We start from the raw sequence: 15202 nt of genomic DNA on the forward strand, positions 1-15202 counted from the left end.
CGGACGGGGCGCCGAGAACGTGTCACCCTGCTAGCTGTCGGAGTAGGGTCGCAAAGGCGGAGCCGGCGACTTCCAGGGGTCCGCCATTATCGATTGTCACGAGAGTGGGAGCGACCGGCTGTAGCGCCGCCGAGCGCTCGAGCCGCTTCTCGATCGCGGCCGGCGTCTCCCGCTCTCGGGCGATCAGCCGTTGCTTGAGGGTTTCGGCCGGAGCCGTAATGTGAACGGGCAAGACCTGCGTCAGCGCCGCGCGGTGCTTCAAGAAATGTTGGCGTGACCCGTCGACGACTACGGTCAGTCCGGCCGCGCACCAGAGATCGACTTCCGCGCCGATGCCATAGCGCCAGCCATAGGCGTCCCAGTCGAAAGCGAAGAGGCCGTGGGCCAGGCGCAGCTCGAACTCGCCCGGGGAGAGCGCGATATAGTCCTCGATGTCGTCGCCCTGCGGCCGCGTGATGTAGCGATGGGCGAACAGGACCGGATAGCGGCCGTCGAGCTCGCGCCGCGCGTAGCGCAGCACCGAATCCTTCCCGGCGCCGGAAGGGCCCATCACATAGACGACACGGGTGGATTGTCCCTGCGAAACCATGGCGACCTCCTGTCGGAGGCCGCCATGCTACCAGAATCCCTGGAAAGGCTCGTCTTCCGCCGCCGGATCGGAGCCCGGCACCCCTCGGCATTAGCGCGCTTCGGGGCTCCGGGTCACCAGATCGGCAGGGGCGATTGGGGGATCGCCGCTTCCTTCAGGTCTGCGGTTCGGGAACCAGGGCCTCTTCCTGGGGGACGTCTCTCTTCGAGTGATCGGCCGCGAGCAGCATGTAGAAGGCTGGGACGACGAAGAGGGTGAAGAGCGTGCCGATGGCGATGCCGCTCGAGATGACGAGGCCCATGCTGTAGCGCGACACGGCGCCGGCGCCGGTCGCGATCAGCAGCGGAATGACGCCCAGCACCATGGCGGCGGTGGTCATGAGGATCGGGCGCAGCCGGATGCCGGCCGCCATCTCGACCGCCTCGCGCTTGCTGCGGCCCTGGCGCTGCAGGTCGTTGGCGAACTCGACGATGAGAATGCCGTGCTTGCTGACCAGGCCCATCAGCGTCACCAGGCCAACCTGGGTATAGATGTTGAGGGTGGCGCCGCCCACACTGAGGAAGATGAAGGCGAGGGCACCCGCCAGCGACATCGGCACCGAGATCAGGATGATCAGAGGATCGCGGAAGCTCTCGAACTGCGCCGCCAGCGCCAGGAAGATGATGATGAGCGCGAAGGCGAAGGTGACGATGAAGCCGCTCGATTCCTGGACATACTGGCGCGACTGTCCGCCGAAATCGATCGAGTAGCCTTGCGGCAGGTTGGTCTTGGCATAATCCTGCAGGAACTTCACCGTGTCGCCAGTGGTGACACCCCAGGCAGCGACGCCCTGGATGATCGCTGCATTGAGCTGCTGGAAATGGTTCAGCGATTGCGGAACGGTTTTCGTGGTGATCGAAGCAACGGTCGAGAGCGGAACCGTGCTGCCGTCCGCGGTGCGGATGTAATAGTTCAGAACCTGGTCCGCGTTCAGGCGCGAACTCTGCTGCACCTGCGGGATGACCTTGTAGGAACGACCGTCGAGGCTGAAATAATTAACATAGCCGCCGCCCAACATGGACGCCAGCGCGCCGCCGACATCGCTCATGGTGAGGCCGAGTTGGGCGGCCTTGTCGCGATCGATCGTCACCGTCGATTGCGGCTTGTCGATCTTGAGATCTGGGTCAAGAAACCGGAACTTCCCGCTCTGCATGGCCGTTTGCACGAAGGCCTGCACGACTTCGTTGAGCTGCGCGAAGGGCTGGGTGGTGCCGATGACGAACTGGATCGGCAGGCCGATGCCGCCTGGCAAGGAGGGGGGCTGAAAAGCCACGATCTTGGCGCCGGCGATTCCGCTGAGTTGTCCCATCACTTGGTATTGAAGCTCGGTCGCTCCGCGGGTCCTCTCGTCCCAGGGCTTCAGCACCATGCCGGCGATCGCCTGGCCCGGCACGTCGAGCTGGAACACATGATCGGTCTCGGGGTGAGCCGCGAAGATCTTGTACTGCTCGCGGGAGTACAACTGGCGCTGCTGCAGGGTCGAATTGGCCGCGGCGGTCTGGAGCGTGATGATAACGCCCTGATCTTCCTGCGGCGCCAGCTCGGTCTTGGAAAAAGAATAAAAGACATAGACGCTGGCCAGGACCAGTGTTGCGAACACGATGGTTACGGGGCGGTAGTTCAGGCTGCCATGAAGGAGACTTTGATAGCCGCGCCGCACCGACTCGAATACGCGATCGATGAAGTCAGACAGACGCTCCTGCCATCCGCTCCGATCGGCGGTGTGGGCTTTGAGCATCCGCGAACTCATCATTGGAGTCAGGGTCAAGGCCACGATCGCGGAAACCGTCACGGCGCCGACCAGCGTGAAGGCGAATTCGGTGAAGAGCGATCCGGTCAATCCGCCCTGGAAGCCGATTGGCACATAGACCGCGATCAGCACGATGGTCATGGCTATGATCGGCGCCCCCAGCTCGCGCGCGGCCTGGATCGCAGCGGCGAAGGGCGACATACCCTCCTCGAGATGGCGATTGACGTTCTCGACCACGATGATGGCGTCGTCTACCACCAGACCGATCGCCAGCACCAAGGCCAGCAGGGTCAGCAAATTGATGGAGAAGCCGAACAGCAGCATCATCGTGAATGTACCGATGAGCGATAACGGAATCGCGATGACCGGGATGAAAACCGAGCGCGGCGATCCCAGGAACAGGAAGACGACCAGGGTCACGATGAGCAGCGCCTCGACCAGCGTGCGGATCACCTCATGGATCGAGCTGTTCACGAACTTGGTCGAATCGTAGATGACCTTGCCTTCCAGGCCCTGCGGCAGCTGTGCCTGGATGTCGGGGAAGACTTTGAGCACGCCGCTGATGACATCGAGCAGATTGGCCGTCGGCGCCACCTGGATGCCGATATAGACGGCTTTCTCGCCGTCGAATCCGACCTCGGTCTCGTAGTCGTCCGAGCCCAGCATGACATGCGCCACATCTTCCAGACGGACGATGGCGCCATTCGCCTGCTTGATCACCAGGCGCTTGAAATCGTCGACCGTATGCAGGCTGGTGGCGCCGGTCAGGTCGACCTGCACCATCTGGCCCTTGGTCGTGCCGAGGCTGGAAATATAGTCGTTCTGCGAGAGCGACTTGCTGATATCGGCGGCGGTCAGGCCATAGGCCGCGAGCTTCTGCGGATCGAGCCAGGCGCGCAGCGCGAAGTTCTTGGCGCCGATCATCTCGGCGGTCTGCACACCCGACACTGACTGCAGCTTGGGTTGCACCACGCGCAGCAGATAGTCGGTGATCTGGTTGGGCGACAGCACTTTGCTGCTGAAGCCGATATACATGGCGTCGATGGTCTGGCCGACCTTGACCGACAGCACCGGCCGCTGCGATTCCGGCGGCAACTGGTTCAGCACCGAATTAACCTTGGTGTTGATTTCCGTGAGTGCCTTGTTGGAATCGTAGTTGAGCCGCAGATTGACCGTGATCGTGCTGATGCCGCTCTGGCTGGTCGACGTCATGTAATCGATGCCGTTCGCCTGCGAGATGGCGTTCTCGAGCGGCGTGGTGATGAAGCCCGCCACCACGTCGGGGTCGGCGCCGTAATAGGCGGTCGAGATCGTGACGATCCCGTTTTCAGTCCGCGGGAATTCGAGGACCGGAAGCGAGGTCAGGGCGCGAACGCCCAGGACCATGATCAAGAGGCTGACCACCATGGCCAGCACCGGACGGCGAATGAAGATGTCGGTGAATTTCATAGCTCGATCGCCATTCAGTCTCGGGGAAGCTTAATAGCCGACCGGAGTCGGGGCGGCGTCGGAGCTGGGCTGAACCGAGTTGTTCACCAGCACCGGAACCCCGTTGCGCAGCTTGAGCTGGCCCGAGGTCACCACGGTCTCGCCATCCTTGACGCCTTCGAGGATGGCAACCTGATCGCCGCGCGTTTCGCCGGTCTTGACGAAGGTCTGGCGCACGGTCAGTTTCGGCTGTCCGTCGGCACCGGGCTGCCCCTTGTCGACGAGATAGACCGTGTTGCCATAGGCGTTGAAAGTGATGGCGGTCTGCGGCAGCGTCACATAGCGCTGCGGCTCGCCGGTCGCGATATCGACGGTGGCGTACATGCCGGGCAGGAGCTTGAGATCGGCGTTCTTGAGGACGGCGCGCGCGCGGACGTTCCGGCTCGCAGAGTCGACCTTGGGCTCGATCGCCGCGATCTCCCCGGGGAAGTCCTGGCCGGGGTAGGTGTCGACCTTGGCGATCACTCCCTGGCCGATGCGGATCTGCTCCAGCGCCTGTTGCGGCAGGAAGAAATCCACATAGATCGGATCGAGCGATTGCAGGGTCACGACGGTCGTGCCCGCGGCGAGATATTGGCCCAGATCGACCGCCCGGATGCCGAGCCGCCCGTCGAACGGCGCGCGGATGACCTTCTTGTCGATCAGCGATTGCTGCTCGGCGACATTGGCGCGCGCGGCGTCGAGCTCAGACTTGTCGGCGTCGACGGTCGCCTGGCTGATGGTCTGCGACGGCAGCTGCTTCATGCCGCGCTGATAGGTGATGACGGCAAGATCCACGACCGCCTGCAGCGAATGGAGCTTGTTGATATCCTCGTCGTCGCGCAGCTTGACCAGCACCGTACCCGCTTTGACCTCGTCGCCGGAATTGAAATGGATCTCTTCGACGATGCCGGGAACCTCGAAGGCGAGATCGGCGCCGTTGGACGCCCGCAGGCTGCCTACCGCCTCGAGCTGCGGTTGCCAATTGTCATAGGCGGCAATTGTCGTGGAGACGGTATCGGGCGGAGGCGGAGGCATATTCGACATCGCCTCGATTTTCCTCATCCACATGCCATAAATGCCGCCGCACACGGCGGCCACGAGTATCAGCATGATGAGCATGCGTTTGATCATCGCTCGAATCCTTGATTGCCCATTTGTTTCGGCGAATTTCGCCGATCCGCCTCGAGAGAAGATTTTAAACCCACCCGGCGCCAGCGCCGGCCGGCGCCGATTGCCGCAGGGGTTGATTTGAGGAACTAGTGAGTTTCCTATATCTTGTCAATGAGCGGTTGGGAAGCCCCCGTGGCGGGGTCGGCGACAATGTCGCGGTTACAATGGGACCGGTTTCGGTGCATAGTTCGGAAACCGGCGGGTTTCCTGGCTTCCCGGCGGTCGGGGCGAATGCCATAATCCTCCCGCGGGTATTCCAGTCGCAAAGATGATCTTGATGACATTGCAAATGTTTCCATCGGTGGCGGGAGTGGGTGAGGCATGAGGGGTCGCAAGGCGGTCTCGGCGGTGAGCGCTCGAAGCCGCGCGCAGGGCCTGGAAGCCAGGAAGATTGCACCGGTCAAGGAGTCGCGTCCGCGCGGCCGGCCGCGTGAAATCTCCGAGGACGAGCGCCGCCGTCTTCTGATCCCCGTGGCGGAGAAGGTCTTCGTCGAGCAGGGCTATGGCGCCGCCAGCATGGACGAGATCGCCCAGGATGCGGGCATGTCGAAGAAGACGCTCTATCAGCTCTTCGACACCAAGGAAGCGCTGTTCGCGGCGGTCATCACCGATCGGATGCGGGTGCTGGGCGAGGGCGCGGAGAAGGGCGCCGGCGCCCGCCCCCTTGAGGAAGTGGTGGTGGAGTATCTCTGCGAGGCCGCCCGGTTCATCCTCTCGCCCCGCCATGTGGCGCTGTTTCGCGTGCTGATCGGCGAAGCCTGGCGCGCACCGGGCATGGCGCGGGCTTTCGACAATGCCTGCGCCGGCCGCGGCAAATCCGTGCTGGCGCGCTGGCTGGCCCAGGAGGTCGAAGCCGGCCGGCTCGAACTGGACGACCCGCTCCAGGCTGCCGGCATGCTGTTCGGGATGGTGGTGGGCGAGCCCCATCACCGCATGCTGATGGGCGAGGGCCGTCCGCCCAGCCGCGCCGCCATCGAGGCCCGGGTCCGCAAGGCCGTCGACATTTTTCTCCAGGGCGCGCAGCGGCGCTGACGCGGTGGCCTGGGCTTATCCGGACCGGGTCAGGCCGACAGGGCCGGCCCGGGTGCCGGGGGCGGATCGATCGAATTCATTGTTCAAAGGGAGTCTGCAGGCATGAAGATCGTAGTTGTGGGCGCGACCGGGACCATCGGCAAGGCCGTGGTGGGCGCGCTTCAGGATCGCCATGAGATCGTCAAGGTCGGCAAGAAGGGCGGCGATCTCCATGTCGACATCACCGACGCGGAATCGATCCGCGGCCTGTTCAAGAAGATCGGCAGCTTCGATGCGCTGGTTTCTGCGGCGGGCAAGGTCCATTTCGGCGATTTCGGAACGATGACCGAGAAGGAGTTCACGGTCGGCCTGAAGGACAAGCTGATGGGACAGGTGAATCTGGTGCTGATCGGCCGCGATCACATCAATGACGGCGGCTCCTTCACCCTGACCGCCGGCGTGCTCAGCCACGACCCGATCCGCTATGGCGTCTCGGCCAGCCTGGTGAATGGCGCTCTCGAATCCTTCACCAAGGCCGCGGCGATCGAGATGCCGCGCGGCCTCCGGATCAATGTGGTGAGCCCGGGCGTGCTGACGGAATCGCTCCCGACCTATGGCGATTATTTCCGCGGGCACGAGCCGGTGCCGGGGGCCCGCGTCGCCAACGCTTATCTGAAATCGGTGGAAGGCCGGATGACCGGCCAGGTCCTGACGGTCCTCTAGAACCCTCGCGTCAGGAGACCCGCGCGAGCGCGCTCTTGTAAGCGGAGCGCGCCTGGAGCAGGCGCCGGATATTGTTGCCCGATCCCCTGACATGGCGGCGCGCCAGGTCGCCGGCGCGCACGCCGTCGCCTGAGCAGATCGCATCGACGATCTCGACATGCTCCTCATGGGCGGCGCTCCATTGGTCGAGCCAGAGGAGCTCCATCCAGACGAAGTGATGGCAGCGATCGAGGATGCGCGAGAGGGCGTCCTTGAGCTGCCCGCTGCCGCTCACTTCCGCGATCACGTGATGCAGCTCGAGACCCAGCTGCAGCTGCTCGACCATCTGCTCCATCGGGCGTTCGGGCCGGCGGGCGAGGGCATGGCCCCGTGCCAGGATTGCGCGCAGCCTTACCTTGTCCTCGGCGGTCGCGCGCTCGGCCGCCTGCTGTGCGGCATAGCCGTCCAGCACTTCGCGGATGCCGAAGGATTCCTCGAACGTCTTCAGGTCGAAGGCGGCGACGAAATAGCCGTGTCGCGGGCGGTTGGTGACAAGGCCGTCGCGTTCGAGGCGATTCAGTGCCTCGCGCAGGGGCGTGCGGCTGACCTTCAGCCGCTCGGCCAGCGCGCTTTCCGTGAGCCGGCTGCCCGGCTGCAACTCGCCGATCAGGATCATGGCTTTCAGCGAGCCATAGACCGCTTCCTTCAGCGTCCTGCCGCGCTTCGCCTTGATCTCGATCTTGTCGACACTGCCGTCCATCGTCCCCTGCATCTCTGCGCCCGAGGCCATCTTCCCGAATCGCCACAGGCCGAACTCGGCTGGCCGTCGGAAGCGCCGGTCCTTGTATACAACTATCGCCCGGGCGCCAATTCGTTTTCCGCCCGCTGCTGTCCAAGCGGCGGAAATTATGGCGTTAAATCAAGAAAATGCACGAAATATAGGCATGCGCTTCCTTGACTCGCCTGTCGTACTTCATTTAACTCCATAATTGCATACAAAACCGTATGCCAAGAATCAATGCAACAAATCGACTGGGAAAGGGACGCGCAATCATGAGGAGACAGAGAATTACCGCGCTGCTGGCGGGGGTGGCGCTGATGGCCATCGGCAGCGTCGCGGCCAAGGCCGAAGACAGCATCACCGTCGCATCCTGGGGTGGCGCCTATCAGGACGCGCAGCGTGTGTCGTTCTTCGAACCCACCGCCAAGGCGCTCGGCATCACCATCAAAGAAGACACCACCAACGGGCTCGACGATGTCCGCCTTCAGGTCGCCGGCAATGCGGTGAAGTGGGATCTGGTCGAGCTGGGCTCGGACGAATGCGCCCGCGGCACCAAGGAAGGCCTGTTCGAGAAGCTCGACTACAGCGTCATCAAGAGCGACGGGATTCCGGCGAAGCTCGTCCATGACGACTGGATCGGCATCACCTACTACTCGGTCGTGCTGATCTACCGGACAGACAAATATGGCGATAACGGCCCCAAGACCTGGGCGGATTTCTGGAACGTCGAGAAATTCCCCGGGAAACGGGCGCTGGGCAATTTTGCAACCGAGACGCTGACCGTGGCGGCGCTCGCCGACGGCGTCCCGCCGGACAAGGTCTATCCGCTGGACATCGATCGCGCCTTCAAGTCCCTCGAGAAGATCAAGCCGAGCGTCTCGGCCTGGTGGACCTCGGGCGGCCAGGCCATGCAGATGGTCAAGGATGGCGAGGTCGACATGGCGAGCATCTGGAACGGGCGGGCCAGCGTGCTGGTGGGCAGCGGCGCGCCGGTGCACTTCACCTATGACCAGGGCGCCTTCCAGGCGGATTGCATGGTCATCCCCAAGGGCGCCAAGAACAAGGATCTGGCGATGAAGGCCCTGGCGATGTTCCTGCAGCCGGACATCCAGGCCAACCTGCCGATGCATATCGCCAACGGCCCGGTGAACGTGAAGGCCTTCGAGATCGGCAAGATCCCGGCCGACAAGCTGCCGGACATCGTCTCCTCGCCCGAGAACGTCAAGAAGCAGGTGCTGATCGATCCGGATTTCTGGGCCGAGCATATGGTCGAGGTCCAGGAACGCTTCAACAACTTCCTGCAGGAATAGCGAGCCGGTTGCCCTCCCCTCCGATGCGAGGGGAGGGCATTTCCTTGGGGACAGGGGCGATCCGCGGGTTCGCGCTCGCGATCGCCCGGTCCCTTGGCAGGCGGTTCTCGAAACCGCCGCCGGTTTGCCGATGTGCCGATGGCAGGAGAGCTTGGATGAAAGCGGTCGATCGCTCGCCGCCCGTGACCATTCGCGGGATCTCGAAGCGTTATGGCGCCACCACCGTGCTGCACGGAATCGATCTGGATGTGAAATCCGGCGAGTTCGTGACCCTGCTCGGGCCTTCGGGTTCGGGCAAGACGACGATCCTCATGATCCTGGCGGGCTTCGTGCGGCCCAACGCCGGCAGCATCAAGGTGGGTGACGAGGAAATCGTCGCCATGCCGCCGCACAAGCGCAATGTCGGGATGGTGTTCCAGAATTATGCGCTGTTCCCCCATATGGACGTCTTCCAGAACGTGGCGTTTCCGCTGCGCCAGCGCAGCATTGGGGCGGCCGAGATCGCGAGCCGGGTTCGCGAGGCGCTGGGGCTGGTCCAGCTCGGCGACTATGCCGAGCGCCGCGTCGACCAGCTGTCGGGCGGGCAGCGCCAGCGCGTGGCGCTGGCTCGCGCGATCGTGTTCGAGCCGCGCATCCTGCTGATGGACGAGCCGCTCTCGGCGCTCGACAAGAAGCTGCGCGAGCGGATGCAGATCGAGATCCGCCATCTCCATGAGCGGCTCGGCATGACCACGATCTATGTGACCCACGACCAGCGCGAAGCCATCACCATGTCGGATCGCGTCGCCGTGATGAACGCCGGCTGCATCGCGCAACTCGACACGCCGAAGGACCTCTATGCGCGGCCCCGCTCGCGCTTCGTCGCCGAGTTCATCGGCGAGTCGAGCTTCCTGCCCGTGGAGGCAAGCGGGACCGGCGTCATCTTCGGCGGGCAGCCCTTGCGCCTGGGGCCCGCGACCAGACCCGCCCCCGGCCGGCAATGGCTCGTGGTGCGGCCGGAGAAACTGTCGATCCTGAACGGCCATGCGGATCCCGCCCTCAACCAGTTCCAGGGGCAGGTGAAGGAGGTCGTCTATCAGGGCGAGAGCTTCATCTGCTATGTGGCGCTCGCCGACGGCAGCGAGATCAGCGTCCGCAATTACAGTCGCGGCGATGCGTTGGCGCGGCTGCCGGAAGTCGGCCAGGCGATCCGGCTCGGCCTCAGCCCCGACGACGTCGTGCTCGTGCCGGAGGATTCCGCGGCATGACAGCGGTTCCCCTGCAAGCGGGCGCGGCACCCGCCGGCCTCAACGAGGCGGCGCTCGAGGCGTCCCAGCGCGCCGAACGCAACTGGATGATGGCGATCTGCTCGCCCTCGCTGATCCTGGTCGGGATCATCATCTTCGTGCCCGTGGGCTGGCTGTTCTGGCTGTCATTGTTCGATGCGCAAGGAGCGCTCACGACGGGCAATTATCTGCGCCTGCTGGAGCAGCCCTCCTATTTCAAGACGCTGATGATGACCTTCAAGGTCTCGATCATCGTCACCGTCGTCTGCCTGCTGCTGGGCTATCCCCTGGCCTATCTGCTCTCCCAGCTGCCGCGCCGGATCTCGGGCATCCTGATGATCTCGGTGATCTTGCCCTTCTGGACCTCGGTACTGGTCCGCACCTATGCCTGGCTGGTCATTCTCCAGCGCCGGGGCCTGGTCAACGAGTGGCTGCAAGGTCTCGGCATCATCGACGAGCCGCTGCAGCTGGCGCACAACTTCACCGGCGTCATCGTCGGCATGAGCCATGTCATGCTGCCCTTCCTGGTGCTGCCGCTCTATGCGTCGATGAAGGCGATCGACCGCGATTATCTGCGCGCCAGCCTCAATCTCGGCGCCAGCCCGACCAAGACCTTCTGGCAGGTCTTCTTCCCGCTCTCGCTGCCGGGCCTTTCCGCGGGCCTGGTGCTCACCTTCGTGCTCTGCCTGGGATTCTTCGTGACTCCCGCCCTGATGGGCGGCGGCAACGTCTTCATGTGGTCGATGCGGATCGAACAGACCTCGCGGCTCTATTCGAACTGGGGCGCCGCCAGCGCCATGGGCGTCGTGCTGCTGGTGCTGACGCTCGGCATCCTCTGGGCCTTCTACAAGCTGCTCGGAACCCGCAACCTCCTGCCGCGGGGCCTGCGATGAGCGACGGTCTCGAGATCCCGATCTCCCATCGCAACCGGCTCTGGCTCTATCTGCTCTGCGGCATCGTCATGCTGCTGCTGATGGCGCCGTCGCTCATCATCATCCCGATGTCCTTCTCGGATTCGGAATTCCTCGAATTCCCGCCGCCGGCCTGGTCCTTCCGCTGGTACCAGAAATTCATGGAATCGGTGGAATGGCGCGACGCGGCCCTGGTCTCGCTCAAGGCCGCCATCCTGACGATGTGCCTGGCCACACCGCTGGGCACAGCCGCCGCCTATGCGCTTCATGCCGGTCAGTTCCGTTTCGCTCATCTGGTGCAGACGATTCTGGCGGTGCCACTGATCATTCCGGTCATCCTGATCGGCATTGGCGACTTCTTCCTCTACGCCTGGCTCGGTATGAACAACACCATCTTCGGGCTGGTGCTGGCGCATACTGTGTTGGCGATCCCGCTGGTGTCGCTGACCGTCGCCTCGGGCCTCAAGAGCTACGACATGAACCAGGAGATGGTCGCCCGCAGCCTGGGCGCCAGCCGGCTCAAGTCGTTCCTCGTCATCACCGTGCCGCAGATCCGCTTCTCGATCGTCTCGGGCGCGCTCTTCGCCTTCATCACCTCGTTCGACGAAGCGGTCATCGCGCTCTTCATCTCGGGCGGCGAGAACTCGACCCTGACGCGGCGGATGTTCAACGCGCTGCGCGACCAGGTCGACCCGACCATCGCCGCCATCTCCACCTTCCTGGTTTGCCTCTCGATCCTGATGCTCCTGCTGGTCCAGTTCTTCGGCCAGCGGCGCACGCGATGAACGGGTGTTATGATACCAATGATAAAATGGTTTCATCGTGCCCTTCCGCGGCAAGGCGGCATTTGCGCCGGCAGCTTGTGCCGGCGCATAGTGGAGCCGAGCCAAACTGAAACCAATAGACAATTGGCATCAACTTGCGCCGAAGAGACCGAAGCCTCACCAAACTCTCCCAGCTGCTGAGCGACGGCAGCTATCCTACGCAAAGCCGGTTGCCCCCGGAGCGCGAGCTTGCCTCGCAGTTGGGCTTGAGCCGGAGCGCGCTGCGCGAGGGGCTGGAGTTGCTCGAAGCGGAGGGGCGCATCTGGCGCCATGTCGGTAAGGGCACGTTCGTCGGCGAACGGCCGGTCGCCGGCTCGGTCGATCTCAATCTGCTGTCGGAGATGACCAATCCGGAGGAAGTGATCGAGGTCCGGCTCCTGTTCGAACCGCTGATCGCCAGCCTGGCCGCGCTGCGCGCGACACCGGCGGAGATCGCCCATATGGAGCATCTGCTCGAAAAGGGCGAGGCGGCCCGCGATGCGGTCGCCTGGGAACGTTGGGATGCAGCCCTGCACCGGGCGGTCGCCCAGGCGGCACGCAACAAGCTGCTGATGGCGATCTTCGACGCCTTCAACGGCATGCGCCGGCAGGCGGCCTGGGGCAAGCTCCGCGGCATGGCCCTGACGGCCGACCGTTTGTCTCTTTACCGTGCCCATCATCGGGAGTATGTCGCCGCCATCGCCGATCGCGATGGGCCGCGGGCCGAGCTGGCCATGCGCCGCCATCTGCAAATGGTGCGTGACAATATGCTGGGGCAGACGGCCATGCGGCCCGATCCGGTCCCGCCGAGATTGAATGCGGCCGCCAAGGTGCGTCGCGCGCCGGCCGAAAAGAGAGTGGGAGGGACTGGATAGAATGCCGAATGAAACCACTGTTCGCACGCTGATCGCCGAGGGCGACGCCGCCCGTGCCGCCATCGCGGCGCCCGGCGTCGCGCCGCTTTCGCGCGGCCGGCTGCTGCAGCAGATCGACGCCACGGTGGGGGCGCTGCGCGCGCTCGGGATCAAGGCGAACGATCGGGTTGCCATCGTGCTGCCGAACGGGCCGGAAATGGCCGTGTCCTTCCTCGCGGTCGCGTCGGGCGCGACGGCCGCCCCCCTCAATCCGAACTATCGCGAGGAGGAGTTCGATTTCTATCTCGGCGATCTCGAGGCCAAGCTGCTGATCGTCCAGGCGGGCGTGGAATCGCCGGTGCGCGCGGTCGCGCAGCGCCGCAGGGTTCCCATCGTCGAGCTGACGCCGACGGCAGGGGGGCCCGCGGGCAGTTTCAACCTGAGCCGCGAGGGCCGCCCGATCCCGGCGGCCAGCGCCAGCTTTGCGGGGCCCGACGACGTGGCCCTGGTGCTGCACACCTCGGGCACCACCTCGAGGCCCAAGCAGGTGCCGCTGACGCACAGGAATCTGGTGGCATCGGCAAACCATATCCGCACCACGCTGGCGCTGACGCCCGCCGATCGCTGCGTCAACATCATGCCGCTGTTCCATATCCATGGGCTGATCGGCGCGCTGCTGAGCAGCCTGTCGGCGCAAGCGAGCCTGTTCTGCACGCCCGGATTCAACGCGCTGAAGTTCTTCGCCTGGCTCGACGAGGCGGAGGCCACCTGGTACACGGCGGTGCCGACCATGCATCAGGCGATCCTGCCGCGCGCCGAGCGCAATCGCGACGTGATCGCGCGGCGCAAGCTGCGCTTCATCCGCTCCTCGTCCTCGTCATTGCCGCCGCCGGTGATGGCCGAGCTCGAGGCCACCTTCGGCTGCCCGGTGCTGGAATCCTACGGCATGACCGAAGCCTCGCATCAGATGACCAGCAACCTGCTGCCGCCCAAGGCGCGCAAGGCGGGGACGGTCGGCGTGGCCGCCGGTCCGGAGGTCGCGATCCTCGATGGCGCGGGCAACAAGCTGGCGCAGGGCGAGCAGGGCGAGGTCTGCATCCGCGGACCCAATGTGACGCTGGGCTATTTCGCCAACCCCGCCGCCAATGAGAGCGGCTTCATCAAGGGCTGGTTCCGCACCGGCGATCAAGGCCGCTTCGACGAGGATGGCTATCTCACCATCACCGGGCGGCTCAAGGAGATGATCAATCGCGGCGGCGAGAAAATCGCGCCGCGCGAGGTGGACGAGGCGTTGCTGGCGCATCCGGCGGTGGCTCAGGCCCTCGCCTTTGCCGTGCCGCATCCCAAGCTGGGCGAGGAGGTGGCGGCGGCCGTGGTGCTTCGCGACGGGCAGACGGCCGACGAGAAGGAGTTGCGCGAGTTCGTTTCGCGCCGGCTCTCGGACTTCAAGGTGCCCAAGCGCGTGCTGCTGCTGACGGAGATCCCTAAGGGCGCCACGGGCAAGCCGCAGCGCATCGGCATGGCCCAGCGGCTGGGGTTGGCTTAAGTGAAGATCTGCATCTATGGCGCCGGTGCCATCGGCGGCTTCATCGGGGCGCGGCTGGCGCGCGCCGGTGAGGAAGTCTCGCTGATCGCGCGGGGACCTCATCTCGCGGCGATGAAGGCCGCGGGGTTGAAACTGCAGAGCGAGGAGGGCGAGTTCACCGTCACGCCGCGCTGCAGCGCCGACCCCGCCGAGCTGGGTCCGCAGGATTATGTGGTTCTGGCGCTCAAGGCGCCGAGTGTCGCCCGCATCGTCGATCAGATGCAGCCGCTGCTGGGGCCGAAGACCGCGGTGGTCATGGCCGTCAATGGCGTGCCCTGGTGGTATTTCCACGGGCTCGAGGGCGCGCTGCGCGATCGCCGGCTCAAGACCGTCGATCCCGACGACAAGCAATGGCGGGGCATCGGACCCGACCGCGTGCTGGGCTGCGTGGTCTACCCGGCGTCCGAGGTGGTCGAGCCTGGCGTGATCCGGCACCAGTCGGGCGACCGGTTCAGCCTGGGCGAGCCCGACGGCAGCAGGTCGGAGCGGGTGCAGGCGCTGAGCCGCGCCATGATCGCGGCCGGGCTGAAGGCGCCGGTCAAACCCGACATCCGCACCGAGATCTGGGTCAAGCTCTGGGGCAACGTCGCCTTCAATCCGATCAGCGCGCTGACCGGCGCGACCCTGAAGCGGATCTGCGACGAGCCCTCGACGCGCTCGTTGGCGCGCTCGGTCATGAACGAGGCGGAAGCCGTGGCCAACAAGCTCGGCGTCAAAATGCCGATCGATGTGGAGCGCCGCATCGACGGTGCCGCCGGCGTGGGCGAGCACAAAACGTCGATGCTGCAGGACCTCGAGCGCGGCCGGCCGACCGAGATCGATGCGATCGTCGGCGCCGTGGCCGAGCTGGGCGACGTGGTGGGCGTGGACACGCCCTATATCGATGCGATCTACGCGCTGGTCCGTCAGAAGGCCGCGCTGCTGGGCCTCTATCCCTAAGCCGTGCCGCACTCTCAACCCTT

General features: G+C 64.7%; 13 protein-coding genes. 9 read left to right on the forward strand and 4 right to left on the reverse strand.

What is annotated here, in order from left to right; translation table 11 throughout:
* Positions 1-22 precede the first annotated feature (22 nt).
* From phnN to FRZ44_RS09625, 3 genes are all read right to left on the reverse strand, one after another.
* Entirely contained in the window at positions 23-589 is a 567-nt protein-coding gene (phnN, locus tag FRZ44_RS09615) for a phosphonate metabolism protein/1,5-bisphosphokinase (PRPP-forming) PhnN (RefSeq protein WP_151176978.1), read from the reverse strand.
* Between the two features lie 154 nt (positions 590-743).
* Positions 744-3827 (reverse strand): efflux RND transporter permease subunit, encoded by a 3084-nt coding sequence (locus FRZ44_RS09620; protein ID WP_151176979.1) that lies wholly within the window; start codon positions 3825-3827, stop codon positions 744-746.
* 30 nt (positions 3828-3857) lie between these two features.
* Complete coding sequence (locus tag FRZ44_RS09625; protein ID WP_151176980.1) at positions 3858-4979, reverse strand: efflux RND transporter periplasmic adaptor subunit; 1122 nt, start codon at positions 4977-4979, stop codon at positions 3858-3860.
* 360 nt (positions 4980-5339) lie between these two features.
* On the opposite strand from FRZ44_RS09625, the gene FRZ44_RS09630 reads away from it, so the two are divergent.
* Together FRZ44_RS09630 and FRZ44_RS09635 are read left to right on the forward strand one after the other, a co-directional pair.
* Positions 5340-6050, forward strand: a complete 711-nt coding sequence (locus tag FRZ44_RS09630; protein WP_151176981.1) for a TetR/AcrR family transcriptional regulator — start codon at positions 5340-5342, stop codon at positions 6048-6050.
* 102 nt (positions 6051-6152) lie between these two features.
* The gene (locus FRZ44_RS09635; protein ID WP_151176982.1) at positions 6153-6752 is read left to right on the forward strand and encodes a short chain dehydrogenase; all 600 of its coding nucleotides are present in this window, start codon (positions 6153-6155) and stop codon (positions 6750-6752) included.
* Positions 6753-6762: 10 nt separating this feature from the next.
* Here the strand turns inward: FRZ44_RS09635 and FRZ44_RS09640 are convergent, their stop codons facing one another.
* Positions 6763-7521, reverse strand: coding sequence for a GntR family transcriptional regulator (locus FRZ44_RS09640; RefSeq protein WP_225308626.1), 759 nt, complete (start codon positions 7519-7521; stop codon positions 6763-6765).
* 263 nt (positions 7522-7784) lie between these two features.
* Between FRZ44_RS09640 and FRZ44_RS09645 the strand changes: the two genes are divergently transcribed.
* The 7 genes from FRZ44_RS09645 to FRZ44_RS09675 all read left to right on the forward strand — a co-directional run bounded on the left by FRZ44_RS09645 (position 7785) and on the right by FRZ44_RS09675 (position 15179).
* The gene (locus FRZ44_RS09645) at positions 7785-8822 is read left to right on the forward strand and encodes an ABC transporter substrate-binding protein (protein WP_151176983.1); all 1038 of its coding nucleotides are present in this window, start codon (positions 7785-7787) and stop codon (positions 8820-8822) included.
* 155 nt (positions 8823-8977) lie between these two features.
* Positions 8978-10069 (forward strand): ABC transporter ATP-binding protein, encoded by a 1092-nt coding sequence (locus tag FRZ44_RS09650; RefSeq protein ID WP_151176984.1) that lies wholly within the window; start codon positions 8978-8980, stop codon positions 10067-10069.
* Positions 10066-10980, forward strand: coding sequence for an ABC transporter permease (locus FRZ44_RS09655; RefSeq protein WP_151176985.1), 915 nt, complete (start codon positions 10066-10068; stop codon positions 10978-10980). Before FRZ44_RS09650 ends, FRZ44_RS09655 begins: the two co-directional genes overlap by 4 nt.
* Entirely contained in the window at positions 10977-11783 is an 807-nt protein-coding gene (locus tag FRZ44_RS09660) for an ABC transporter permease (RefSeq protein WP_151176986.1), read from the forward strand. The genes FRZ44_RS09655 and FRZ44_RS09660 overlap by 4 nt, the downstream gene beginning before the upstream one ends.
* A 134-nt stretch (positions 11784-11917) precedes the next feature.
* Entirely contained in the window at positions 11918-12676 is a 759-nt protein-coding gene (locus FRZ44_RS09665) for a FadR/GntR family transcriptional regulator (RefSeq protein ID WP_151176987.1), read from the forward strand.
* Position 12677: 1 nt separating this feature from the next.
* A complete protein-coding gene (locus FRZ44_RS09670) occupies positions 12678-14201 on the forward strand; it encodes an acyl--CoA ligase (RefSeq protein WP_151176988.1) in 1524 nt (507 codons plus the stop codon).
* Positions 14202-15179, forward strand: a complete 978-nt coding sequence (locus FRZ44_RS09675) for a 2-dehydropantoate 2-reductase (protein WP_151176989.1) — start codon at positions 14202-14204, stop codon at positions 15177-15179.
* The last annotated feature ends 23 nt before the right edge of the window (positions 15180-15202 follow it).

The sequence above is a fragment of the Hypericibacter terrae genome, from assembly GCF_008728855.1.
GTDB lineage: Bacteria > Pseudomonadota > Alphaproteobacteria > Dongiales > Dongiaceae > Hypericibacter > Hypericibacter terrae.

Excerpts from the sequence above, each read along its gene's own strand:
- FRZ44_RS09650 (WP_151176984.1), top strand. The coding sequence starts at position 8,978 with ATGAAAGCGGTCGATCGCTCGCCGCCCGTGACCATTCGCGGGATCTCG.
- FRZ44_RS09645 (WP_151176983.1), top strand. The coding sequence starts at position 7,785 with ATGAGGAGACAGAGAATTACCGCGCTGCTGGCGGGGGTGGCGCTGATG.
- FRZ44_RS09625 (WP_151176980.1), bottom strand. The coding sequence starts at position 4,979 with ATGATCAAACGCATGCTCATCATGCTGATACTCGTGGCCGCCGTGTGC.
- FRZ44_RS09635 (WP_151176982.1), top strand. The coding sequence starts at position 6,153 with ATGAAGATCGTAGTTGTGGGCGCGACCGGGACCATCGGCAAGGCCGTG.
- FRZ44_RS09640 (WP_225308626.1), bottom strand. The coding sequence starts at position 7,521 with ATGGCCTCGGGCGCAGAGATGCAGGGGACGATGGACGGCAGTGTCGAC.
- FRZ44_RS09655 (WP_151176985.1), top strand. The coding sequence starts at position 10,066 with ATGACAGCGGTTCCCCTGCAAGCGGGCGCGGCACCCGCCGGCCTCAAC.
- FRZ44_RS09620 (WP_151176979.1), bottom strand. The coding sequence starts at position 3,827 with ATGAAATTCACCGACATCTTCATTCGCCGTCCGGTGCTGGCCATGGTG.
- FRZ44_RS09630 (WP_151176981.1), top strand. The coding sequence starts at position 5,340 with ATGAGGGGTCGCAAGGCGGTCTCGGCGGTGAGCGCTCGAAGCCGCGCG.
- phnN (WP_151176978.1), bottom strand. The coding sequence starts at position 589 with ATGGTTTCGCAGGGACAATCCACCCGTGTCGTCTATGTGATGGGCCCT.
- FRZ44_RS09660 (WP_151176986.1), top strand. The coding sequence starts at position 10,977 with ATGAGCGACGGTCTCGAGATCCCGATCTCCCATCGCAACCGGCTCTGG.
- FRZ44_RS09670 (WP_151176988.1), top strand. The coding sequence starts at position 12,678 with ATGCCGAATGAAACCACTGTTCGCACGCTGATCGCCGAGGGCGACGCC.